The organism is Streptomyces sp. NBC_01803 (assembly GCF_035917415.1).
GTDB lineage: Bacteria > Actinomycetota > Actinomycetes > Streptomycetales > Streptomycetaceae > Streptomyces.
The window spans coordinates 2,267,501-2,290,180 of record NZ_CP109073.1 but is presented as its reverse complement, the minus strand read 5'-3'; the positions used below and the strand labels follow the sequence as shown (position 1 = coordinate 2,290,180).

The 22,680-nt window shown below is 73.9% G+C and carries 19 protein-coding genes; 13 read left to right on the top strand and 6 right to left on the bottom strand.

All coding sequences use genetic code 11. The features are described 5' to 3' along the window. The first annotated feature begins 56 nt into the window (after nucleotides 1-56). Nucleotides 57-1,838, top strand: a complete 1,782-nt coding sequence (locus tag OIE51_RS09835; protein ID WP_326597006.1) for an LCP family protein — start codon at nucleotides 57-59, stop codon at nucleotides 1,836-1,838. Nucleotides 1,839-1,862: 24 nt separating this feature from the next. Here the strand turns inward: OIE51_RS09835 and OIE51_RS09830 are convergent, their stop codons facing one another. Continuing rightward, a complete protein-coding gene (locus tag OIE51_RS09830; protein ID WP_326597004.1) occupies nucleotides 1,863-2,879 on the bottom strand; it encodes a glycosyltransferase family 2 protein in 1,017 nt (338 codons plus the stop codon). Nucleotides 2,880-2,972: 93 nt separating this feature from the next. Here OIE51_RS09830 and OIE51_RS09825 point away from each other — a divergent pair, with 93 nt between their 5' ends. Next, nucleotides 2,973-4,082, top strand: a complete 1,110-nt coding sequence (locus OIE51_RS09825; RefSeq protein ID WP_326597003.1) for an LCP family protein — start codon at nucleotides 2,973-2,975, stop codon at nucleotides 4,080-4,082. On the opposite strand, the gene OIE51_RS09820 is transcribed toward OIE51_RS09825, so the two are convergent. The 3 genes from OIE51_RS09820 to OIE51_RS09810 are packed head-to-tail and all read right to left on the bottom strand — an operon-like array spanning nucleotide 4,079 to nucleotide 6,904. Beyond that, nucleotides 4,079-5,428: a coenzyme F420-0:L-glutamate ligase gene (locus OIE51_RS09820; RefSeq protein WP_326597002.1), complete on the bottom strand. Its 1,350-nt coding sequence runs from the start codon at nucleotides 5,426-5,428 to the stop codon at nucleotides 4,079-4,081. The two genes, OIE51_RS09825 and OIE51_RS09820, sit on opposite strands and share 4 nt — an antisense overlap. Beyond that, nucleotides 5,425-6,390, bottom strand: a complete 966-nt coding sequence (gene cofD / locus OIE51_RS09815; protein ID WP_326597000.1) for a 2-phospho-L-lactate transferase — start codon at nucleotides 6,388-6,390, stop codon at nucleotides 5,425-5,427. The genes OIE51_RS09820 and cofD overlap by 4 nt, the downstream gene beginning before the upstream one ends. Nucleotides 6,391-6,403: 13 nt before the next feature. Next, nucleotides 6,404-6,904 (bottom strand): cysteine dioxygenase, encoded by a 501-nt coding sequence (locus tag OIE51_RS09810; protein WP_326596998.1) that lies wholly within the window; start codon nucleotides 6,902-6,904, stop codon nucleotides 6,404-6,406. A 517-nt stretch (nucleotides 6,905-7,421) separates the two neighbouring features. Here OIE51_RS09810 and OIE51_RS09805 point away from each other — a divergent pair. The 3 genes from OIE51_RS09805 (at nucleotide 7,422) to OIE51_RS09795 (ending at nucleotide 12,976) form a co-directional block, all read left to right on the top strand. Further along, entirely contained in the window at nucleotides 7,422-7,685 is a 264-nt protein-coding gene (locus OIE51_RS09805) for a WhiB family transcriptional regulator (protein WP_077061059.1), read from the top strand. Nucleotides 7,686-7,823: 138 nt separating this feature from the next. Beyond that, on the top strand, nucleotides 7,824-11,405 hold the full coding sequence (locus OIE51_RS09800) for a glycosyltransferase (RefSeq protein ID WP_326596994.1): 3,582 nt from the start codon (nucleotides 7,824-7,826) through the stop codon (nucleotides 11,403-11,405). Beyond that, entirely contained in the window at nucleotides 11,402-12,976 is a 1,575-nt protein-coding gene (locus OIE51_RS09795) for a DUF5719 family protein (protein WP_326596993.1), read from the top strand. Before OIE51_RS09800 ends, OIE51_RS09795 begins: the two co-directional genes overlap by 4 nt. 30 nt (nucleotides 12,977-13,006) lie before the next feature. Here OIE51_RS09795 and OIE51_RS09790 read toward each other — a convergent pair whose 3' ends face one another. After that, on the bottom strand, nucleotides 13,007-13,477 hold the full coding sequence (locus OIE51_RS09790; RefSeq protein WP_326596992.1) for a metallopeptidase family protein: 471 nt from the start codon (nucleotides 13,475-13,477) through the stop codon (nucleotides 13,007-13,009). Between the two features lie 92 nt (nucleotides 13,478-13,569). On the opposite strand from OIE51_RS09790, the gene OIE51_RS09785 reads away from it, so the two are divergent. The 7 genes from OIE51_RS09785 to OIE51_RS09755 all read left to right on the top strand — a co-directional run bounded on the left by OIE51_RS09785 (nucleotide 13,570) and on the right by OIE51_RS09755 (nucleotide 20,616). Continuing rightward, nucleotides 13,570-13,992 (top strand): DUF3499 domain-containing protein, encoded by a 423-nt coding sequence (locus tag OIE51_RS09785; protein ID WP_326596990.1) that lies wholly within the window; start codon nucleotides 13,570-13,572, stop codon nucleotides 13,990-13,992. Nucleotides 13,993-14,071: 79 nt separating this feature from the next. Beyond that, nucleotides 14,072-15,430, top strand: a complete 1,359-nt coding sequence (locus OIE51_RS09780; protein WP_326596988.1) for a phosphomannomutase/phosphoglucomutase — start codon at nucleotides 14,072-14,074, stop codon at nucleotides 15,428-15,430. A gap of 93 nt (nucleotides 15,431-15,523) precedes the next feature. Next, complete coding sequence (locus OIE51_RS09775; protein WP_326596987.1) at nucleotides 15,524-15,697, top strand: Trm112 family protein; 174 nt, start codon at nucleotides 15,524-15,526, stop codon at nucleotides 15,695-15,697. 26 nt (nucleotides 15,698-15,723) lie between these two features. Beyond that, nucleotides 15,724-16,869, top strand: coding sequence for an SIS domain-containing protein (locus OIE51_RS09770; RefSeq protein WP_326596985.1), 1,146 nt, complete (start codon nucleotides 15,724-15,726; stop codon nucleotides 16,867-16,869). 138 nt (nucleotides 16,870-17,007) lie between these two features. Beyond that, nucleotides 17,008-18,210, top strand: a complete 1,203-nt coding sequence (gene manA, locus OIE51_RS09765; protein WP_326596983.1) for a mannose-6-phosphate isomerase, class I — start codon at nucleotides 17,008-17,010, stop codon at nucleotides 18,208-18,210. Between the two features lie 256 nt (nucleotides 18,211-18,466). Next, nucleotides 18,467-19,900, top strand: coding sequence for an adenosylhomocysteinase (gene ahcY, locus OIE51_RS09760; protein WP_326596981.1), 1,434 nt, complete (start codon nucleotides 18,467-18,469; stop codon nucleotides 19,898-19,900). 80 nt (nucleotides 19,901-19,980) lie between these two features. Continuing rightward, complete coding sequence (locus tag OIE51_RS09755) at nucleotides 19,981-20,616, top strand: hypothetical protein (RefSeq protein WP_326596979.1); 636 nt, start codon at nucleotides 19,981-19,983, stop codon at nucleotides 20,614-20,616. On the opposite strand, the gene OIE51_RS09750 is transcribed toward OIE51_RS09755, so the two are convergent. After that, entirely contained in the window at nucleotides 20,600-21,502 is a 903-nt protein-coding gene (locus OIE51_RS09750; RefSeq protein ID WP_326596978.1) for an RDD family protein, read from the bottom strand. The genes OIE51_RS09755 and OIE51_RS09750 overlap by 17 nt on opposite strands. A 66-nt stretch (nucleotides 21,503-21,568) precedes the next feature. Between OIE51_RS09750 and OIE51_RS09745 the strand changes: the two genes are divergently transcribed. Beyond that, nucleotides 21,569-22,576, top strand: a complete 1,008-nt coding sequence (locus tag OIE51_RS09745) for a stage II sporulation protein M (protein WP_326596976.1) — start codon at nucleotides 21,569-21,571, stop codon at nucleotides 22,574-22,576. Nucleotides 22,577-22,680 lie beyond the last annotated feature (104 nt).

The window sequence follows — 22,680 nt, the reverse complement described above, 5'->3', positions numbered from 1 at the left end:
CAGGGGGGCCGCCCAGCGCGGGCGGAGTGGAGCGACAGCGGAGAGTGGGGGTTCCCGTGCGGAGGACCGGCATACGCGGCGACGACGAAGGCAGGTCCGTCGCCGGGGTCGCCAGGCCGGGACAGCGCACCAGCCCGTCCGCCGCCCCCCAGGACGGCCCGCGTCATGAGCCCGACCCGTATGAGGACCCCGATGTCCCCGCCCCGCGCCGGCCGGCGGCGGACGGCCCCCCGTCCCGCAAGGCCCCCGGGACCCAGGGCAAGCGCACCCGCAAGAAACCGAAGCCGCTGTGGCGCCGCGTCCTCGTCTGGGCGGCCGGCTCGCTCGCGCTCCTGCTCCTCGTCGTGGCCGCCGCCGGCTATCTCTACGTCCGGCACCTGAACGAGAACATCGACAAGGAGAAGCTCAACCTCGGCGACAACGAGATGGGGGAGTCGGAGCCGAACGCCGCCGGACAGACGCCGCTCAACATCCTCCTCCTGGGCTCCGACTCGCGGGACGGCGAGGAGAACCAGGATCTCGGCGGGGCCCGTGACCTCGCCGGCGGCCCGGTCCGCGCCGACGTCCAGATGCTCCTGCACGCCTCGGCGGACCGCAGCAACATCACGCTGATCAGCATCCCGCGCGACACCCAGGTCACCATCCCGGAGTGCACCGACCCCGACACCGGCGAGGTCTACGCCGAGGACCAGTCGGAGTCGATCAACATGGCCCTCGCCCACGGCGGCCCCGGCTGCGTCGTCGCCACCTGGTGGGAGCTGACCGGCATCCCCATCGACCACTTCATGATGGTCGACTTCGCCGGCGTCGTGGACATGGCCGACGCGGTGGGCGGCGTCCCGGTCTGCGTCGAGCAGAACATCCACGACTCCAAGTCCGGGCTGCGCCTGGAGGCCGGTGAGACCGTCATCGAGGGCGAGGAGGCCCTCCAGTGGCTGCGCACCCGCCAGGCGTTCGGTGACGGCAGCGACGTCGGCCGCACCCACGCCCAGCAGATGTACCTGAGCAACATGGTCCAGGAGCTCCAGTCCAGCGCCTCGCTCTCCGACCCGGGTGAGCTGATGGACCTGGCCGAGGCCGCGACCAACGCCCTGACGGTCGACCACGACCTCGGGACCGTCCAGAAGCTGTACGACCTCGGCACGGACCTGCGGTCCGTTCCCAACGACCGCATCAACATGGTCACCCTGCCCTGGCTCCCGGACCCGGCCAATCCGGAGGTCACGATCATCCCCGACCCGGCGGCGTCGGACGAGCTGTTCTCCCTGGTCCGCGAGGACGTTCCGCTGGACGACCAGGAGGCGCGCCCCGCCGAGCCGGAGAAGGACGACGCCGGCGCCTCCGCGTCCCCGGAGGAGACCGCTGACCCCGAGGCCGAGATCCCGATCGCCGTCCGCAACGGCACCGGCTTCGGCCCGGAGTTCCCGCTCCCCGTCGAGGGTCGGGCCAGTGTCATCACCGACGAGCTGCACCGCCTCGGCTTCATCGCCGCCACGACCGACATCACGCCCGAGTCCGAGGGCAGCACCGCGCTGCTCTACCCGGACATCGCCGACCAGGCCAACGCGGAGGCCGTCGCCGACGCACTCGGCCTGCCCGCCGGCGCGGTGCGGATCTCACCGAGCGCCGACCAGATCACGCTGGTGATCGGCGCCGACTGGCGTGAGGGCACCGCCTTCCCCGAGACGGCGGACCCCGGCGGCGAGGAGGAGAGCGGCGAGGCGGCCGGCGGTGGCACCGGCGGCGCGGCCGAGGAACCGGCCGTGAACGAGGAGGACATCTTCTCCGGCACGGACGAGGAGCGGTGCATGGAGGTCAACCCCGCCCACGTCTGGTGACGTGTGGCGAGGCCCGCCCGGACCTCAGGTGGTGACGGGCTCCCGGCGGCTGGCGATGACCTTCCTCGCCAGCCGCCGCGGGCTGGTCAGGAACCCCCAGCCCCACGACATGTGCATGGTCGCCAGTGCCACCGGCACCCGCAGCCGCGCCCCGGCGGACAGCCCCTTCCCGGCGGGCAGTGAGCCCAGCGTGATCCCCGCCAGGTAGCCCGCGGGCACCACGAAGCCCCACGGCGTCAGCACCGCCCCGGCCACGATCCCGGCGGCGATCGCCAACAGCGCGGCGGGCGGCGCCAGATAGCGGGGATTGATCGACCCGGCGTGGTAGCGGGCCACGACCCGCCGCCAACGCCCGTAATTGCGGTACTGCTTGGCCAGCTCCCGCACCGAGGGCCGCGGCCGGTAGGAGACCAGCAGCTCGGGCGAGAACCAGATCAGTCCGCCGGAGCCGCGGATGCGGTAGTTCAGCTCCCAGTCCTGGGCGCGGATGAACTCCTCGTTGTAGCCGCCCAGCTTCTCCAGCACCTCGCGCCGGAAGACGCCCAGATAGACGGTCTCGGCCTCACCGGCCCGGCCCCCGGTGTGGAAGGCCGCGTTCCCCACACCGATCCGGGAGGTCATCGCGGCGGCGACGGCCCGCTCCCAGTCGTTCTCGCCCTCGGCGTGCATGATCCCGCCGACGTTCGCCGCGCCGGTCTCCGCCAGCAGCCGCACGGCGGTGGCGATGTAGTCCGGCGAGAGCATCCCGTGCCCGTCCACGCGCACCACCACCGGATGCCGGGAGGCGGCGATGGCCGCGTTCAGCCCGGCCGGCGTGCGGCCGGTCGGATTCGGCACGGTCCGCACCCGTGGATCCCCGGCCACCAACTCGGCGGCGATCTCGTCGGTCCGGTCCGCCGACGGGCCGAGGGCGATGACGACCTCCAGCTCGCCTGGATAGTCCTGCGCCAGGATGTGCCGTACGGAGTCGCGCAGATGCCGTTCCTCGTTGAGCACCGGCATGATCACGGACACCGCGGGGGTCGTCGGAGAGCTGGTCACCGGAGCACGTTACCGCGTATGGGCGACCCCGGTGCGCGCCGCCCCGGACCGTTGATCCTATGGCCATACGATGACGGTCGGGAGGTGCCCGACATGCCCGCAACACGCAGTCGCCGCCGCTGGGGCCTCAGGGCCGCGGCTGTGGCGGCCGGCCTGGTGCTGACGGCCGGTGGGGTGGGCCACGCGGTGCTCGGCTCGGCCGAACATGGCGTCCACCGCGTCGATCCGTTCACCGGCCTGCGGGACCGGCCCGACGCCGGGCGCGGCCTCAACATCCTGCTGATCGGCACCGATTCACGCGAGGGCCTCACCGCCGACGAGCGCGAGGAATACCACCTCGGCCACGCCTCCTGCTACTGCGCCGACACCATCCTGCTGCTGCACCTGTCCGAGGCGGGCGACCGGGCGACCGTCGTCAGCCTGCCCCGCGACTCCTACGCCAAGCTCCCGGAGCACACCTTCGCCGTCTCCGGCGCCCACCACGAGCCGCACGCCGGCAAGCTGAACGCGGCGCTCTCGCACGGCGGCCCGCCGCTCATGGTGCGCACGGTCGAGGACCTGACGGGGGTCCGCGTCGACCACTACCTGGAAGTGAGCTTCGGCGGCTTCATGCGCGCGGTGGACGAGGTCGGCGGCGTGAAGGTGTGCACCCCGCGCCCGCTGCGGGACGCGCACTCCGGGCTCGACCTGCCGGCCGGCACCAGCAGGCTCGACGGCGCCGAGGCCCTGGCGTACGTGCGCGCCCGGTACGTGGACGGCGGCTCCGACCTCGGGCGGATGAACCGTCAGCAAACGTTCCTGGCGGCGTTCGCGGACCAGGCGATCACCGGCGGCGCGCTCCTCGATCCGGCCAGGCTCGGCGCGACGGTCCGGGCGCTCCTCGACTCGGTCCGCGCCGATCCCGGCTTCGGCGCCGAACAGATGCTCCAGCTCGCCGGCGTCCTCAAGGACTTCAGCCCGTCCGACACCCGGTTCGCGTCTGTGCCCGTCCAGGAGGCGGGCCGTTCGGTGCCGGGCCTCGGCTCCACGGTCATCTGGGACGACGGCGCGGCCCGGCGCCTCTTCGCGGCCTTGAGCGAGGATCGGCCGCTGCCCCGGCCCGAACGCTCCACCACCACCCCGGCCACCCTGGCCACCCTGGCCACCCCCGCGCCGACCGCGGAGGACGACGACCCGCCGGCCGCCGGCGGGGTCAGCTGTTAACGGACGGTGATGAAGGCGTCGGCGACGCGCGGCGGGCGGGTCCGCGGCGGGGCCGCCGCGTGGCCCACGGCCACCGCGCCCATCGGGTCCCAGCCCGCAGGCAGCCCGAGCTCCGCGCGGACCGCGTCCCGGCAGAACATCGTGGACGAGACCCACGCCGAGCCCAGCCCCTCGCCGGCCAGGGCCACCAGCAGGTTCTGCACTCCGGCGCCCGTCGCCACCACGAACATCTCGCGCTCCGCCGCGTTCCGCCGCTCGTCCGGGTAGGTGTGCGAGCCCTCCATCACCATGCAGGGCACCACCAGATACGGCGCGTGCCGCAGCACATCGCCCCGGCGCACGCGCTTGGCGATGCTCTCCGCCGACTTCCGGTCGGCCCGCAGATCGGCGATCCAGGCGTCCCGCATGACGTCCAGCAGCCGCGTCCTCGCCCCGGCGGACTCCAGCAGCACGAACCGCCACGGCGTGGTGTGGTGCGGCGCCGGGGCGGTCACCGCGGCGGCCACCGCACGCCGCACCGCCGCCGGGTCCACCGGGTCCGCGGTGAACTCCCGGACCGTCCTGCGCTGCGTGACGGCCTCGCGCACGGCCTCCGAGGTGCCCAGCCGGAACATGTCCAGCGCCGGCTCGCGGATCAGGTCCCGCGCGCCCCGGCCGGCCGCGCCGTCCCCGACGCGGTGGCCCAGGCCGCGGATCACCGCGACCGGCAGCCCGGCCGTCTTGCCCTTGACCAGCTCCCCGGCGCCCGCCAGCTCGTCGGCCACGGCGGTCACCGTGACCTCGAACTCGTTGCCGAACGAGTCGGTCCCGCCGCGCAGGTCCTCCAGGACCGCGACTCCGGCGGCGCCTATCGCCACATCGGTCTGCCCCTCGCGCCAGGGCCGCCCGAAGGTGTCGGTGACGATCACGCCGACATCGACGGAGAGCAGCGTCCGCAGCCCCCGCCGGATGCGCTCGGCCGAGGCGTCCGGGTCCTCGGGAAGCAACAGAACGGTGCCGGCCGGGGTGTTGGAGGCGTCCACGCCGGCCGCCGCCATCACGAACCCGTGCCGGGACTCCACGATCCGGGCCCGGCCGCGCCGGGCGACGACCCGGACCGTCTCCGCGTCGATGGCGGCCTCGCGGTCGTCGGCCCGCAGCATCCGGCCCTCGGCCTTGCTCACTATTTTCGAGGTGACGACGACGATGTCGCCGTCCCGCAGCCCCGGCAGCCCGGGGGCGCCGGCGCGGTCCGCGATGAGCTTGGCCAACTCGTCGCCCGGCCCGATCTCCGGGATGCCCGGCACGGCCCACACCTGGTAAGCGGGCGCGTCCGCCGCGCCCGGCTTCTCCGTCGTCTCCGTCACGCGGTTCTGACCTCCTCGGCGAGCGCCAGTGCCTCCCGCGCCATCGCGGCGGCGGCATCGGCGTCGGTCATCAGCAACGGCACGGCCCGGCAGCGGATGCCGTCGGCCTCCACCACCTTGACCGCGTCCGCGTCCACGGTGTCCACCAGCCAGCCGTCCAGCAGCCCGGAGCCGTAGTGCTGGGCCACGGCGGCGGCGGTGGCGGAGACGCCCACGGCGGCCAGGACCTTGTCGGCCATGCCGCGCACCGGGGCGTCCCCGATGATGGGGGAGAGGCCGATGACCGGCACCCCGGCGTCGGCGACGCCCTCCCGTATCCCGGGCACGGCCAGGATCGTCCCGACGCTCACCACCGGGTTCGACGGCGGGAAGAGGATGACGTCCGCCGCCGCGAGGGCCTCCAGGACACCGGGCGCCGGCGCGGACTGCTCGGCGCCGACCGGGATCACGGCGTGCGCGGGCGGGGCGGCGCGCAGCCGCACCCAGTACTCCTGGAAGTGCACCGCCTTCCGGCCGCCGTCGCCGTCGTCGACAAGCACGTGGGTCTCCACGCGGTCGTCCGTCATCGGCAGCAGCCGCACGCCCGGCTGCCAGCGCTCGCACAGCGCCTCGGTGACCGCGCTCAGCGGATACCCGGCGGCGATCATCTGGGTGCGGACGATGTGGGTGGCGAAGTCCCGGTCGCCCAGGCCGAACCACTCCGGGCCGACGCCGTACGCGGCCAGCTCCTCCTTGACGGTGAACGTCTCGTCCGCGCGGCCCCAGCCCTGCTCCTCGTGGATGCCGCCGCCGAGGGTGTACATCACGGTGTCGAGGTCGGGGCAGACCTTGAGGCCGAAGAGGTGGATGTCGTCACCGGTGTTGCCGATGACGGTGATCTCCGCGTCCGGGGCGGCGCGCCGCAGACCGCGCAGGAAGCGCGCGCCGCCGATACCACCGGACAGAACCACGAAGCGTCGCATGCCCGCCAGTCTGTCAGCAGGTGAGGACATCGCGCGGCGCGGGTTCGGCATGCGAGCGGGCGTACATGCGCATCTCGGTGAGGCCCGGGAAGTAGACGTGCAGGCTGACGGCGGGATCCAGGGAGGCGTTGACCACCTCGTGGACATAGCCGGGGGCGAAGATCCGCAACGAGCCGGGGGTCAGCACCCGGCTGCCGCGACCGGCGGCGTGCTCGGTCAACGCGCCCGCGAGCACCGTGTACAGACCGTTGGAGTCGCCGTGGTCGTGCCGCCCGCTGCCCTGTCCCGGCACCCAGCTCAGCAGCCACACCTCATACCCGGGACCGGTGCGCAGCCGGTGGTACCAGCGGCTGACCGCGTCGTACCGCACCAGGGGCGCCCAACACTCGCGATCACCCGCGAGCGCGGTCGCCAGGGCGGCGAACTGCGCGACGGTGGAGGGGTGCTCGGGAGCGGGCGGGAGCAGATGCGGGATCGCCAGCGGGTCGCCGGCGATTTCGTTGTCGTTGTCCATGGGGTGAGGTGTCGCCATCGATCGGTCGCGGATGGAAGCCCTAGGGGAGCGGCAGGGGCGCACGGTTGTCAACCTCGCGCGCTGTCCGGGGCATTGTTTCATCCCTTCCGGTCTGCCGGTCGGGGAAAGGTTTATGCATCGCGCTACACGGACAGAAGCCGCGTCATCCGTGCTCGCGGGCGCCGTTGCCGATCCGTGATCCGGCTGTGATCCTCATCGCTGTCACGCGCGGCCCGCAACGCACGCGGTGCCTGGTTCGTCTCTCACTTACGCACGGGTCGCGAAGTGGGAGGAGAACGACCGGATTGTGCGACCCGGAGTCGCGCGAGCGGCCATGGTTTGTGGCGATTTGAACACTTTCTGTATGGCTGTGGTGCCACAGGGTGAATCATCGGGTGAATAGCAGATCGTGGCTTGACTGCCGCAGAGCGCCCCACTTGTAATTTCACTCATGTCGTTCGAGCGGTATCGATAACGACGGCATCACGGGGAAGCAAAGACGACGAGGGGCGCGCATATGACCGAGCTGTTCCAACAACTGCTGGTCGACCAGGCGGAAGAAGAGCTCGGCTGGCAGGAGCGCGCGCTGTGCGCCCAGACCGATCCGGAGTCGTTCTTCCCGGAGAAGGGCGGCTCCACACGCGAGGCCAAGAAGGTATGCCTTGCCTGCGAGGTCCGCTCCGAATGTCTTGAATATGCCCTCGCCAACGACGAACGTTTCGGAATCTGGGGCGGATTGTCCGAACGTGAACGTCGCCGTCTGAAGAAGGCCGCCGTCTGACCCCGGCTGACCGATCCGGCTTCGGGCCGGAGGGCCCTGACAGTCCCAGCCGCTAGTGTGTGGCTCGTCCAAGACGTTCCGCCGCCGGCGCAGCGCGGCAGCGTCCACACCGTCCAGCGAACCGGGGCCAGCACCTCGATGTCCGTGCACAGCCAGCAGGCGGCGTCGCACCAGGCCGCCCATCCCGAATTCCCCAAGCACGTCGTCACCGCCGTGCTCGTCTCGCACGACGGCGAACGCTGGCTCCCCGATGTCCTGACCGGGCTCCTCGGACAGGACCGCCCGGTGCAGGACGTCATCGCCGCCGACACCGGGAGCGCCGATTCCTCCGCCACGCTGCTCACCGAGGCGTTCGGTCCCGACCGTGTGCTGCACCTGGCCCGCCGCACCGGCTTCGGGACGGCCGTCGCCGAGGCCGCCCGCACCGCGCCCGTGCTCACTCCGGACGACCTCCCCTACCTCAAGCGCCCCAGCGCCTGGGACCCGGTGACCCGCACCTGGGACACCAGCACCTACGACCTGCCCGAGTTGCCCTTCGGCGAGCCCGTCCACTGGCTGTGGCTCCTCCACGACGACGCCGCCCCCGAACCCGCCGCGCTCGCCGAGCTGTTGCGGCAGGCCGACGCCAGCCCCTCGGCCGTCATCGTCGGCGCCAAGCAGCGCGGCTGGTACGACCGCAGACAGCTCCTCGAAGTGGGCGTCTCCATCGCCAGCAGCGGTCGCCGCTGGACCGGACTCGACCGTCGCGAGCAGGACCAGGGCCAGCACGACCAAGTCCGGCCCGTCCTGTCCGTCTCCACCGCCGGCATGCTGATCCGGCGCGACATCTTCGAGCGGCTCGGCGGCTTCGACCGCAGACTCCCCCTGATGCGTGACGACGTCGACCTGTGCTGGCGCGCCCAGACCGCCGGCCACCGGGTCCTCGTCGCCCCGACCGCCGTCCTGCGGCACGCCGAGGCGTCCTCCCGCGAGCGCCGCTCCATCGACTGCGCCGGCCGGCTCGGCGGCAGCCCGCACCGCATCGACAAGGCCGCCGCGGCCTACACCCTGCTCGTCAACGCCCGCACCCGCGTGCTGCCCTGGATCCTCATCCGCCTCGTCCTCGGCACCCTGCTGCGCGTGCTGGCCTATCTCGTCGGCAAGCTGCCTGGCCGCGCCCTCGACGAGACCGCCGGGCTGCTGGGCACCCTGCTGCGGCCCGGCCTCGTCATCGCCGCCCGGCGCCGCCGGAAGCGGATCGCCGACCCGGGCACCGACCCCAAGGAGCTGCGTCCCCTTTTCCCGCCCCCCCTCGCCACCGTCCGGGCCACCATCGAGCAGGCCGCGGGCGGCCTCGCCCGCCGCTCCGAGCCCGCCACGGCGTCCCGCGGCCGGCACGGCGGCGCCGTCGAGTCGGGACCGACCGACGAGGACACCGACTCGCTCGACATCGAGCAGTTCGCCCGCGTCCGCCGCCTGGCCCGCCGCCCGGGGCCGATGCTCGTCCTCGCCCTCCTCCTGGCCTCGCTGCTGGCCTGCCGCGATCTCATCAGCGGCGGCGTCCTCACCGGCGGCGCCCTGCTGCCCGCCCCCGGCGACGCGGGCGCGCTGTGGGACCGGTATCTGGGCACCTGGCAGCCCGTCGGCACGGGCGGCACCGAATCCGCGCCGCCCTACCTCGCCTTCCTCGCCCTGCTCGGCTCCGCGCTGCTGGGTGGCACCGGACCGGCCATGACGCTGCTGCTGGTCGCCTGCGTGCCGCTGGCCGGCGCCAGCGCCTACTTCTCGTCGCGTCCGCTGCTGATGTCCCGGCTGCTGCGCGCCTGGGCGAGCATCGCCTATGCCTTCCTGCCCGCCGTCACCGGGGCGCTCGCCGGGGGCCGGATCGGCACCGCGGTGCTGGCCGTGCTGCTGCCCCCGCTCGCCCGCACCGCCGTCACCGCGGCCGGGCTCACCACCGCCGAGGGCCGCGGTTCCTGGCGCGCGGTCTGGGCCTGCGCGCTGCTGCTCACCGCGGGCACCGCGTTCACGCCCGTCATCTGGCCCATGGCCGTGGCGCTCGCCGTCTGCGCCGTCGCGCTGCCGCTCGCCTCCGAGCCCGGTGTCCGGCAGGCCAAGGCCGCCCGGCTCGGCGCGCTGCTGGTCACCCCGCTCGTCCTGCTGGGCCCCTGGTCCTGGTCGGTCCTGCTGAGCCCCTCGGACTTCCTGCACGAGGTCGGGCTCCGCTTCGAAACGGCCCAGGCGAGCCCTTTCCAGCTCCTCAACATCAACCCCGGCGGCCCCGGCACCCCCGGCACCTGGCTGCTCGGCGGCCTGCTCCTGGCCGCCCTCGGCGCGCTGCTCCGGCAGGAGCGGCGGCTGGCCATCATCACCGCCTGGGCCGCCGCCCTGGTCGCCCTGGTGTTCGCCGTCTGGTCCGACGGCGACGGCTGGGCCGGGCCGGCCACCCTCGTCTACGGGATCGCGCTGCTGAGCGCCGCCGTGCTCGGCGCCGACGGCGCCCGGTACCGGGTGGCCGCGCAGAGCTTCGGCTGGCGCCAGCCCGTCGCCGTCGCCGTCGCGGGCGCCGCCGCGGCCGGTCCGCTGCTGGTCGCCGCCGGCTGGATCCTCGGCGGCGCGGCCGGTCCGCTGGAGCGCGGCGACCCCGAGCAGGTCCCCGCGTTCGTCGCCGAGGAGAGCTCCACCCAGGACCAGGCCCGCACCCTGGTCCTCGCGGGCGAGGGCGAGAGCACGGAAGGCCCGGCCGACCGCGTCACCTACACCCTTGTGCGCGGCTCCGGCGCCCGGCTCGGCGACGCCGACCTGGCCCGGCTGATCGGCGAGGACTCCTCGCTGAGCGAGGCCGTCGGCGATCTGGTGGCCGGTTCCGGCGCCGACCAGACCGCCGTCCTCGCCGGCTACGCGGTGCGGTATGTGCTGGTCCAGGACGGCTCGCCGCACGAGCTGCACCGGGTGCTCGACACCACGCCCGGCCTCCAGCGGCTCAGCCAGGAGGACGGCAGCGCCCTGTGGCGGGTGGACCGCGAGGTCGCCCGGGTCATGATCAGGCCCGCCGAGGAGGGCGCCGGCGCCGAGCCCGTCTCCGTGCCGGCCGGCGCGGTCGAGGTCCACACGGACGTGCCCGAGGGACCGGCCGGCCGCACGCTGCGCCTGGCCGACGCCGCGTCCGCCGGCTGGCAGGCGTCCCTGAACGGCGAGCCGCTGTCGCCCGTCACCGTCGACGGCTGGGCCCAGGGATTCGAACTGCCCGCGGGCGGCGGCCGGTTGGACGTCGTGTACGAGACCTCGGCCGGGCACACCGGGTGGGTGTGGTTCCAGGGCCTCTCCCTGCTCGTGCTGGGCGTGCTCGCGCTGCCGGGCCGCCGCCGCGAGCTCGACGACGACCTGCCCGAGGAGCCGCCCGCCGGCCCCGCGCCGCAAGGCCGCCGGGCCCGCCGGGAGGCCGCCGCCGCCGCGGTGGCCGCCGCCCCCGCGCCGCCCGACGAGCCGCCGGGCGCGCACCCGCCGCCGTACGCGCCGGACCAGCGGCCCGAGGCCGGGCCGGAGCCCGTGCCCCAGGGCCAAGAGCCCTACCCCGGCTACCCGGGCCCCTACCAGGACCCCGGCACCTACTATCCGGACGGTCAGCCCATCCCGCAGCAGCAGCCCTACGGCGGCTGGGACGACCAGGGGTACGACCAGAGTTATGTCGCGCCGTACGACTACCCGGCCGACTACGGCGACGGGAGCAACCAGTCGTGAACCGCGCCACCATCTCCCTGCTCGCCGCCCTCGCCGCGCTCGTCGCCGTCACGGGCTTCGCCACGCTCCGCCCCGACGACGGCACCGGGCGGGAGACCCTGGAGTACGAGAGCCCGCGTCCGGTCGAGCGCGCCGCGCTCACCTGCCCCCGGCCCACCGCCGCCGAGTCGGCCACGACCTGGTACACCGCGTACACCCCGGCCGACGACGCCCCGTACCCCGAGGACGGTGACGGCGAGGAGACCGGCGACAGCGCCGCCCTGCTGCCCGCGCCCGAACACACGCCGGGCACGGAGGCGGACGAGTCCGGGGACGCGGAGGAGAACGCGGAGGAGAACGCGGAGGGCCTGGACAACGGAGAGGCCGGGGACGCCGAGCCGGTGGTACCGCTCCAGGAGCCGGGCCTGCCCGTCGCGGCCCGCGTCCGCGACGCCGACACCCCCGCCCTGACCGGGACCGCCGAACAGCGGCTCGCCCCGGGCTGGACCGTGCAGCAGACCACGAGCGTTCCGTCCGGTCCGGGCCGTGGCCTGCTGGGCACCTCCTGCCAGACGCCCGACACCGAGTTCTGGTTCGCCGGGGCCAGCACCGCCGAGACCCGGCACGACTACGTCCACATCACCAACCCCGACGGAGCCGCCACGGTGGTCGACATCGACCTCTACGGTCCCGAGGGCAGGCTGGAGTCAGACGCCGGACAGGGCATCACCGTGCCCGCCGGCTCCTCCGTCCCGATCCGGCTCTCCACGCTGAACAGCGAGCCGCAGACGAACCTCGCCGTACATGTCACCGCCCGCACCGGCCGGATCGGCGCCCTGGTCGAGGCCGTCGACGAGCGGCTCGGCGCGGACTGGCTGCCGCCCGCCGGGGCCCCCTCCGGCCGCGTGGTCCTGCCCGGCATCCCGGCCGACGCCGAGTCCGTGCGGCTGGTCGTCTTCGCGCCGGGCGAGGAGGACCTCGCGCTCGACGTCGGCCTGGCCGGACCCGGCGGCACGATCACCCCGGCCGGCTACGAGACGGTGTCCGTCCACGCCGGGACGCTCACCGCCGTGGACCTGGAGGACCTCACCCAGGGCGAGCCCGGCTCCCTGGTCCTCACCCCGGCCTCCGGCTCGGGCACCGGCACGGTCGCCGCCGCGCTGCGCGTCACCATGGGCGACGGCGAGGAGCAGGAGATGGCGTTCATCCCGGCCACCGCGCCCGTCGAGCGGCGCGCCAGTGTCTCCGGCAACACCGCCTCGGGCACCGAGCTGTCCCTGGTGGCCCCCGACGAGGCGGCCGAGGTCGAGGTCACGTACTCGGCGGGCGCCGAGGGCGGGGAGCCCGTCACCGAGACCCACACGGTGGAGGCGGGCACCACGCTGGTCCTGGCCCCGGAGCTCCCCGACTCCACCGAGGGCCAGTTCGCGGTGACGGTCCGGCACACGGGCGGCGGCTCGCTGTACGCCTCACGGACTCTCACCGCCGAGTCGGACGGCGCGACGACGTTCACCGTCCAGACGCTCCCCGACGACCGTTCGACCGTCGCCATCCCGGACACCCGTCAGGACCTGTCGATCCTGACGGACTGAGGACGGGGAGCCGCCCCCGGCCTTCGGCCGTCAGTCCTGGCCGTACTTCGGGTCCACGGACTCCGGGCTGAGCCCGAGCAGCTCCGCGGCCTGCTCCACGACCACCTCGTGCACGAGTTGCGCGCGCTCGTCCCGGTCCCGGGCGCGCAGCTCCACCGGGCGTCGGTAGACCACGATGCGGTCGGGCTGGCCACCCCTGGCCCGGATCACGCCGCCCAGCGGCACGCCGTCCACGTCCGCGGGGCCCGAGCCGTTTCCCGCACGCGGCAGCCAGGGCACCTCCTGCACGCCGAAGTCCACTCCGGCGAGCTGGGGCAGCCGGCGCCGCAGCCGTTCCGCCGAGTCGTGCACCAGGGAGTCGAAGGTGTCCGCCCGGCTGACAGCCAGCGGCACCTGCGGTGGCGCCACGGGTCCGCGCATGCCGCGGCCGTGCCGATCCCGGTGCCGATGACGGTCGGCCGGGCCGGACGGAACCGGGGGGACGCTGCTGGATTTGTCCATCGCCTCTGACCTTAGAGGACTTCCGGCCCCGGGGTGAGAACACCGTCGTCACGCGCCACCACGGCCCCACGACACGGTGGCGCGAGGCCGGGGTGAGTCGTCGCGGCCCGCTTTGGAGTGCGGTACGGTCCAACATCGTGAGCCCCGTACGTCGCTGTTCGCGCACCGCGTGCGCCCGCCCCGCCGTGGCGACGCTCACCTATGTCTACGCGGACTCCACGGCCGTGCTCGGCCCGCTCGCCACCTACGCCGAGCCGCACTGCTACGACCTGTGCGCCCAGCATGCGGAGCGGCTGACCGCCCCCCGGGGCTGGGAGGTCGTCCGGCTGGCCGTCGATCCCGGCCTGGTGCGGACCAGCGCGGACGACCTGGAGGCGCTCGCCGACGCGGTCCGCGAGGCCGCCCGCACCCCCGTCGGCCGGACGGCGAGAGCCGAGGGCCCGCCCGAGGGCGCCGACCCCATGGAGGTCGCCCGCCGCGGGCACCTGAGGGTCCTCCGCTCGCCGGAGCGATAAAGCTGCCCGGTACATTGAGGAGCGCGCGCACCCGACAGCACCCGCCCCCATCAATCGACTCCCAGACAAGGGGTTAGCTGTGCCGGATCTGTCACAGATTGTGAAGGCATACGACGTACGCGGAGTGGTCCCCGACCAGTGGGACGAGCGGCTGGCCGAGCTCCTCGGTGCCGCGTTCGCGGAGATCACCGGAGCGTCCGCCGTCGTCATCGGCCATGACATGCGCCCGTCCTCCCCCGGCCTGGCCGGCGCCTTCGGCCGGGGCGCCGCGGCGCGCGGGGCGGACGTCACCGAGATCGGCCTGTGCTCCACCGACCAGCTGTACTACGCCAGCGGCGCCCTGGACCTGCCGGGCGCGATGTTCACCGCGAGCCACAACCCCGCGCAGTACAACGGGATCAAGATGTGCCGCGCGGGCGCCAAGCCCATCGGCCAGGACAGCGGCCTCGCCGAGATCCGCGCCCTCGTCGAGGGCTGGCTGGCGGAGGGCCCCCCGGTCCCGGCCGCTTCGCCCGGCGGGCTGGCCCAGCGCGATGTCCTCAAGGACTACGCGGCCCACCTGCGCGGCCTGGTGGACCTCACCGCCATCCGCCCGCTGAAGGTCGTGGTCGACGCGGGCAACGGCATGGGCGGGCACACCGTCCCGACCGTGTTCGAGGGGCTGCCCCTGGAGCTCGACCCCATGTACTTCGAGCTGGACGGCACCTTCCCCAACCACGAGGCCAACCCGCTCGACCCCGCGAACATCGTGGACCTCCAGGCCCGCGTGAAGGCCACCGGCGCCGACCTCGGCCTCGCCTTCGACGGCGACGCCGACCGCTGCTTCGTCGTGGACGAACGCGGCGAGCCCGTCCCGCCCTCCGCCATCACCGCCCTGGTCGCCGCCCGCGAGCTGGCCAAGGCGCCCGGCTCGGCCGTGATCCACAACCTGATCACCTCCTGGTCCGTCCCCGAGGTGGTCAAGGAGAACGGCGGCACCCCCGTCCGCACCCGCGTCGGCCACTCGTTCATCAAGGCCGAGATGGCCCGCACCGGCGCCATCTTCGGCGGCGAGCACTCCGCGCACTACTACTTCCGCGATTTCTGGAACGCGGACACCGGCATGCTCGCGGCCCTGCACGTCCTCGCGGCCCTCGGCGAGCAGGAAGGCCCGCTCTCCGGGCTCGTCGCCGCCTACGACCGGTACGCGGCCTCCGGCGAGATCAACAGCCGGGTCGAGGACCAGACCGGGCGCGCGGCGGCGGTCAAGGCCGCGTTCGCCGACCGGCCCGGCGTCACCCTCGACGAGCTGGACGGCCTCACGGTCACCGCCGCCGACTGGTGGTTCAACATCAGGCCGTCCAACACCGAGCCGCTGCTGCGCCTGAACATCGAGGCCCGCGACGCCACCACCGTCGACAAGATCCGCGACGAGGTGCTCGGCATCGTCCGCTCCTGAGCGGCGACCGAGCGCCGTCCGGCTCGCGATGCCGCCCCGGCGTCCCTCCGGGTAGGGTGATCGGCGGAAGCCACTCACCCGCGGAGGGACGCCATGCCGCTCGTCGAAGCCGCTCTGCTGGACATTCTCGCCTGCCCGGCGTGTCACGCCCCCCTGCGCGAGGACGGCCAGGAGCTGGTGTGCACCGGCGAGAGCTGCGGGCTGGCGTATCCGGTGCGGGACGGTGTTCCCGTCCTCCTGGTGGACGAGGCCCGCCGGACCGGCTGAGGCCCCTCTCGGCGAACGGACCGCGCATGATCGACGAATCGATGCTCGACACCCCGGACGAGCTGCTCCGCGCGGACCCGCACGGCCTGCTCCGCGCCGTCGCCGCCGGCGGCGCCCACGTCCGCACCGCGGCCCGGAGCGCGGAGGAGTCCGGGCTCGCCCGGATCTCGCCCGAGGGCCGCCCCGGTACCCTGCTCGTCGCCGGCGCCGGACCCGAGGTGCCGCTCGTGGCCGGGCTCCTGGGCGCCCTCGCCGGGGACGGCGCGCGCGTCACCCGCCTGCGACCCACCGGAGCGCTGGCCGCGCCGGGCGCGCTGACCTGGCCGCTGCCCCGCTGGGCCGGCCCGCTCGACCTGCTGCTCATCACCTCCGCCGAGGGCACCGAGCCCGGCCTCATGCTCCTGCTGGAGGCGGCCCATCGGCGCGGTTGCTCGGTCGTCACGGTCGCCCCCGGCGGCTCGCCGCTGGCCGACGTGACCGCGCAGCGGCGGAACCTCAGCCTCCCGTTCAGCCCGGCGCCCCGTCAGGAGACCACCGGCCACCCGGCCGCGCCCGGTCCGGCCTGGGCGCTGCTCACCCCGCTGCTGCTGCTCGGCGACCGGCTGGGCCTGTTCGACGCCGGCCCCGCCGCGATCCAGGGCCTCGCGGACCGGCTGGACGCTGTGGCCGAGCGCTGCGGCCCCTCGGTGCGGACGCACGAGAGCACCGCCAAGACGCTGGCCGCCGAGTTCGGCGCGACGCTGCCGCTGCTGTGGGCCGAGGGCCCGATAGCGCGCGCCGCCGCCCGGCACGCCGTGGCCACGCTCCACGCGCTCCCCGGCTGCCCCGCGCTCACCGCCGCGCTCCCCGAGGCCCTGACCGCCCACGGCGCGCTGCTCCACGGCACCCTCGGACCCGGTGCCGACCCGGACGACTTCTTCCGCGACCGGGTGGAGGAGCCGTCGCCGCTGAACGCGCGGGTGCTCCTGCTGCGCGACCGGTTCCCCGGCGCCGACGACGGCACCGCGAGCGCGGTCGGCGCCGCCCGCGATCTGGCCTTCGAGTTGGGCGTCGCGTTCAGCGAGCTGCCGACGGTGGAGGGCAGCGCCCCCCTGGAGATCGCGGGCGAGTTCATCGCGCAGCTCGACTTCACCGCCGTCTACCTGGCGCTCGCCACCGGAGCCCGCCTCTAGACCTCCGCCATACCCGTCTCTTGACAGTCACCGCAGTCACCGCAGTCACCGCAGTCACCGCAGTCACCGCAGTCACCGCAGTCACCGCAGTCACCGCAGTCACCGCAGTCACCGCATCCGCAGAAAGCACCCGCGCGCATGAACCGCCTCCACAACACCCTCCGGACCTATGCCTGGGGTTCGGCCACCGCCCTCCCCGAGCTGCTCGGCGCCGAGCCCACCGGGGAACCACAGGCCGAGCTGTGGATGGGAGCGCACCCCGCCGCGCCCTCGCGCGTCGACCGCGGTGCCGGGCACGTCCCCCTCACCGACGTCATCGCCGCCGACCCCGAGGGCGAGCTCGGCGAGGCCGCCGTCCGGGAGTTCGGGCCACGGCTGCCGTTCCTCCTCAAGCTGCTGGCCGCCGAGAGCCCGCTCTCCCTCCAGGTGCACCCCGACCGCCCCCAGGCACGCGCCGGCTACGCCGCCGAGGAGGAGCGGGGCCTGCCGGTGGACGCGCCGGACCGCAACTACAAGGACGCCAACCACAAGCCCGAGCTGATCTGCGCCCTCACCCCCTTCGACGGGCTGTGCGGCTTCCGCCCGGCGGCCGAGGCCGCCGACCTGCTGGAAGAGCTCGGCGTCGGCGCGCTGAAACCGTACGCGGACGCGCTGCGCGCCCACCCCGAGGGCGGCGCGCTGCGCGAGGTCCTCACCGCCGTGCTGACCGCGGACCCCGAGGCGATGGCCGAGACCGTCGCCGAGGCCGCCGAGGCGGCGGCCCGGCTGGGCGGCGCGTACGCCGTGTACGCCGAGCTGGCCCGGCACTTCCCGGGCGACCCGGGCGTGATCGCGGCGACGCTGCTCAACCGCGTCCGGCTCGAACCGGGCGAGGCGCTCTTCCTCGGCGCGGGCGTTCCGCACGCCTACCTGCGCGGCCTGGGTGTCGAGATCATGGCCAACTCCGACAACGTGCTGCGCTGCGGCCTCACCCCCAAACACGTGGACGTGCCCGAGCTGTTGCGCGTGGTCCGCTTCGAGGCCGGCGGCCCGGGCGTCCTGCGCCCCGCCGCCGCGCCCGGCGACGCCACGGGCGAGGAGGTGTACGCGACGCCGATCGACGAGTTCCGGCTCTCCCGCCACGTCCTGCCCGCCGGCTCCGCCCCCCGCCCGCTGCCCGACCGCACCGCGCAGATCCTGCTCTGCGTGGACGGCCGCGTCACCCTGCGCCCGACCGGGGGCGGCACCGAGAGTGACGCCGAACTGACTCTGGAACGCGGCGAGTCGGCCTACGCGCGAGCGGGCGAGCGCGTCTCGGCGGAAGGCCCCGGCACGCTTTTCCGCGCGACTGTCGCCCTGTAACCCCACCGGCCCGGTGGCCCGGGGGGTGAGATGGCCGGGATCCACCGGCCGTCTTGAGCGGCCCCCGGGCACCCGGTGTAGATTCGGCGTCGAAGTCGACGTCGCTGCTGATGGCAGTCGGGCGGCCCGCGGGCCGCCCGGCCGAGGGGAAAGAAGGCCCTCCGACGGACTGCGAAGCTCCGGACGCGCCGCTGGTCGAGGGCGCGCCCGCTGTCGCATCGTGTCCGCCATAGCTGATCTGTAAGGAGCAGCCGTCATGACAACGAGCGCAACCGCCGCTCAGGACTTCAAGGTCGCCGATCTGTCGCTGGCCGAGTTCGGCCGCAAGGAGATCATCCTCGCCGAGCACGAGATGCCCGGCCTGATGGCGATCCGCGAGGAGTACGCCGCGTCGCAGCCGCTGGCCGGCGCCCGCGTCACCGGTTCACTGCACATGACCGTCCAGACGGCCGTGCTGATCGAGACGCTGGTCGCTCTCGGTGCCCAGGTCCGGTGGGCGTCCTGCAACATCTTCTCCACCCAGGACCACGCCGCCGCCGCGATCGCCGCCGTGGGCATCCCCGTCTTCGCCTGGAAGGGCGAGACGCTCGAAGAGTACTGGTGGTGCACCGAGCAGGCCCTGGTCTGGCCGGACAGCCCGACCGGTGGCCCGAACATGATCCTGGACGACGGCGGTGACGCGACGCTCCTGGTCCACAAGGGCGTTGAGTACGAGAAGGCCGGCCGCGTGCCGGACGTGGCCACCGCCGAGAACGAGGAGCACGCCGTCATTCTCGGCCTCCTCACCCGCACGCTGGCCGAGTCGCCCCAGAAGTGGACGCAGCTCGCCTCCGAGATCCGGGGCGTGACGGAGGAGACCACCACCGGCGTCCACCGCCTGTACGAGATGTTCCGCGAGGGGACGCTCCTCTTCCCGGCCATCAACGTGAACGACTCGGTCACCAAGTCGAAGTTCGACAACAAGTACGGCTGCCGCCACTCGCTCATCGACGGCATCAACCGCGCCACGGACGTCCTGATCGGTGGCAAGGTCGCGGTCGTCTGCGGCTACGGCGACGTCGGCAAGGGCTGCGCCGAGTCGCTGCGCGGCCAGGGCGCGCGAGTGATCATCACCGAGATCGACCCCATCTGCGCGCTCCAGGCGGCGATGGACGGCTACCAGGTGGCCCGGCTCGAAGACGTCGTCGAGACCGCCGACATCTTCATCACCTGCACCGGCAACAAGGACATCATCCTGGCCGCCGACATGGCCCGGATGAAGCACCAGGCGATCGTCGGCAACATCGGCCACTTCGACAACGAGATCGACATCGCCGGTCTCACCAAGCTGCCCGGTGTCGTCAGGGACGAGATCAAGCCCCAGGTCCACACCTGGACCTTCCCGGACGGCCACAACATCATCGTCCTGTCCGAGGGGCGCCTGCTGAACCTGGGCAACGCCACGGGCCACCCCTCGTTCGTCATGTCCAACAGCTTCGCGAACCAGACGATCGCGCAGATCGAGCTGTTCTCGAAGACCAACGAGTACCCGACGGGCGTCTACACGATCCCCAAGCACCTGGACGAGAAGGTCGCCCGCCTGCACCTGGACGCGCTCGGCGCCAGGCTGACCGAGCTCCGCCCGGAGCAGGCCGCGTACATCGGCGTCCCGGTCGAGGGTCCGTACAAGTCCGAGCACTACCGGTACTGACCGACGCGAGGGCCGAGGGTGCCCGACCGCGCCGCACCGCACTGCGGCCGGGCACCCCACGCCCCGCTTCGATCCCCGCCATGCCCCGCGGCCGATACAGCCTCCACGACCCGCACGACGGGACCCCGCTCGGTGAGGAGCGCTTCCACTGCGCCCCCGGCCCGAGCGGCTGGCGTTACGTGTCCCAGACCTTCGGCCCGGCCGGATCGCCCGCCGGGTCCGTCGATCTGACCCTGGACCGGCTCGGCCGCCCGATCCGGCTCGAACTGCGCGCCGGCGGCTGGCGGGTGCGCGGCGCCGCGCTCAACGGCGTGACCTGGGTCCGGATGGCCGAGGAGACCGGAGAGCGGGCCGAGGAGGACAACGCGCCCGCCCGCGCCTTCACCGGCGCGTCCCCGGCGTTCCTCGTCGCCACCGCCCGCCTGCTCCGGCTCACCGACACCCCCGGACAGGGCGTCCGCGTCCGGCTGCTCGCTTTCGCCCCGCTCACGCTGGCCGCGCGGGTGCGCGACGAGACCTGGACGCTGACCGGCAGCGAGGTCCACACCCCCGAGGACGGGAACGGCACGCTGACCGTGGACGCCTACCACGTCGACGACATGGAGACCGGGGAGCGCCACGCCGTCCACCTCGCGGGCGACGTCGTGCTGGCCGCGCCCGGCGTCGAGCTGGAGGACCTGGACACCCCGCCCACGGACTTCAGGACGGCGGAGTGAACCCGGTGGTCCGCTCCGGCCCGGGCTCCTGCCGCGCCTCCCGCTGGGGGCGCGACTCCTGTCGGGGCTCCGGCTGAACAGCCGGTATGGGGGGAGTGAGCGGCGCGCCGGGCGCCGCCGACGGGGCAGGCGGCGAGCCGAACGCGCGCTCCGCCTCCCGCCGCTGCCGCTCCGCGAGCACCCCACTCAGATACGCGGCCGGATGCGTCCCGGCCGGCGCCGGGGCGCCCACCCGCTCCACCACGTCACCGGCCAGCCGCACCGCCATCGACCACGCGACCCGCTCGTCCAACTGCTCCATCCGCGCCAGGTACTGCCGCACCGCGAGCCACAGCCCGTCCGGCACCCGGGACAGATCCAGCCCGGCGAACTCACCGGCCAGCGCGGGCGGAGGCGGCGGCATCGGCGCGGCCGTCCGCCCACTGCCCGGGATCCGCTCCCGCACCACCAGCGTGCCCGCGAAGATGTCCCCCAGCCGGCGTCCCTCCGCCGAGACCAGCGAGGTGATGACCGGCGCGGCCCCCGCGCTGATCACCGTCTCGACGAACCCGACCACCCCGCGCACCAGCGCGTGCCGGAACCGGATGGGCCCGCCGTCGCGCCGCACCACCCGCAGCCCGAAGACCAGCTTGCCCAGCGAACGGCCCCGGCTCAGCGTCTCCACCGCCACCGGCCCGCCCACCAGGACCAGGATCAGCAGCGCCACCTGCACGGCCGCGGCGGCGGCCGAACCGAGCGGCAGCACCGTGCTCAGCAGAACGACGGACAGCAGCAGATAACCGCCGACGAAGACCGTCAGATCGAGGGCGACGGCCATGATCCGGCTCGGCAGACGAGCGGGCTGCAACCCGAGGACGACCGCGTCGCCCGTCACCACCTGACTCATCCGCGCTCCCACCAGATCCACTCTCCGCCGGACAGTCTGTCACTGCCGTCTGACAAGCTCTGAACTATGGATCTCGACGTCTTCGTCGCCGCGCACCGGGCGGAGTGGGACAGGCTGGAGTCACTGCTGCGCCGCTCCCGCCGGCTCACCGGTGCCGAGACGGAGGAGCTGGTCGAGCTCTACCAGCGCACGGCGACCCATCTGTCGCTGATGCGCGCCTCGGCTCCCGACCCGGTCCTCACCGGCCGCCTGACCACCCTCGTCGCGCGCGCCCGCAGCGTCGTGGTCGGCACCCGCAGGGCGACCTGGCGCGACGCCGTGAGCTTCTTCACCGCCGGGTTCCCCGCCGCCTGTTACCGCACGCGGCACTGGTGGGTGCCCACGGCCCTGGTGTTCACCGCCGTGGTGGCGGCCCTGGGCTGGTGGATCGCGGAGAACCCCGAGGTGCGCGCGACGATGGCCGCCCCCGAGGACCTGCGGGAGATGACCCGCCCCGGCGGAGCCTACGAGTCGTACTACTCCAGCAGTCCGGCGGCGGCCTTCTCGGCCCAGGTCTGGACGAACAACCTGCAAGTCGCGGGTATGTCCCTCGCGTTCGGCGCTCTGCTCGGCCTGCCCGTGCTGTGGGTCCTCCTGCAGAACGCGGTGAACGTGGCCACCGGCGTCGGACTCATGGCGTCGGCGGACCGGCTCGACGTCTTCCTCGGCCTGATCCTCCCGCACGGCCTGCTGGAGCTGACCGCCGTCTTCGTCGCCGGTGGCGTCGGTCTCCGCCTGGGCTGGACGGTGATCGACCCGGGCCCGCGCCCGCGCCTCGCCGCCCTCGCCCAGGAGGGCCGCGCGGCGATCGGCATGGCCATCGGACTGCTCGTGGTGCTGCTGATCTCGGGAGTGATCGAGGGGTTCGTGACCCCCTCCGGCCTGCCCACCTGGGCCCGCATCACCATCGGCGTGGTGGCCGAGCTGGCCTTCCTGACCTACGTCTTCGTGCTGGGCCGCCGCGCCGTGGCGGCCGGCGAGACCGGCGACATGGCGGCGGCCGACCGCGAGGACGAGGCCCCGGTCGCGGCGTGACTTGACGCTGCCGTCACGAGCGCGTAATGTTCTCCGAGCTGCCACTGAGCCGCCGGGTGACCCGGGGGACGTGGAGGCACTCCTGCCACCGAGTGTGGCGCCCA

Excerpts from the sequence above, each read along its gene's own strand:
- OIE51_RS09825 (WP_326597003.1), top strand. The coding sequence starts at position 2,973 with ATGCCCGCAACACGCAGTCGCCGCCGCTGGGGCCTCAGGGCCGCGGCT.
- cofD (WP_326597000.1), bottom strand. The coding sequence starts at position 6,390 with ATGCGACGCTTCGTGGTTCTGTCCGGTGGTATCGGCGGCGCGCGCTTC.
- OIE51_RS09810 (WP_326596998.1), bottom strand. The coding sequence starts at position 6,904 with ATGGACAACGACAACGAAATCGCCGGCGACCCGCTGGCGATCCCGCAT.
- OIE51_RS09805 (WP_077061059.1), top strand. The coding sequence starts at position 7,422 with ATGACCGAGCTGTTCCAACAACTGCTGGTCGACCAGGCGGAAGAAGAG.
- OIE51_RS09800 (WP_326596994.1), top strand. The coding sequence starts at position 7,824 with ATGTCCGTGCACAGCCAGCAGGCGGCGTCGCACCAGGCCGCCCATCCC.
- OIE51_RS09790 (WP_326596992.1), bottom strand. The coding sequence starts at position 13,477 with ATGGACAAATCCAGCAGCGTCCCCCCGGTTCCGTCCGGCCCGGCCGAC.
- OIE51_RS09775 (WP_326596987.1), top strand. The coding sequence starts at position 15,524 with ATGCCGCTCGTCGAAGCCGCTCTGCTGGACATTCTCGCCTGCCCGGCG.
- OIE51_RS09770 (WP_326596985.1), top strand. The coding sequence starts at position 15,724 with ATGATCGACGAATCGATGCTCGACACCCCGGACGAGCTGCTCCGCGCG.
- manA (WP_326596983.1), top strand. The coding sequence starts at position 17,008 with ATGAACCGCCTCCACAACACCCTCCGGACCTATGCCTGGGGTTCGGCC.
- ahcY (WP_326596981.1), top strand. The coding sequence starts at position 18,467 with ATGACAACGAGCGCAACCGCCGCTCAGGACTTCAAGGTCGCCGATCTG.
- OIE51_RS09755 (WP_326596979.1), top strand. The coding sequence starts at position 19,981 with ATGCCCCGCGGCCGATACAGCCTCCACGACCCGCACGACGGGACCCCG.
- OIE51_RS09750 (WP_326596978.1), bottom strand. The coding sequence starts at position 21,502 with ATGAGTCAGGTGGTGACGGGCGACGCGGTCGTCCTCGGGTTGCAGCCC.
- OIE51_RS09745 (WP_326596976.1), top strand. The coding sequence starts at position 21,569 with ATGGATCTCGACGTCTTCGTCGCCGCGCACCGGGCGGAGTGGGACAGG.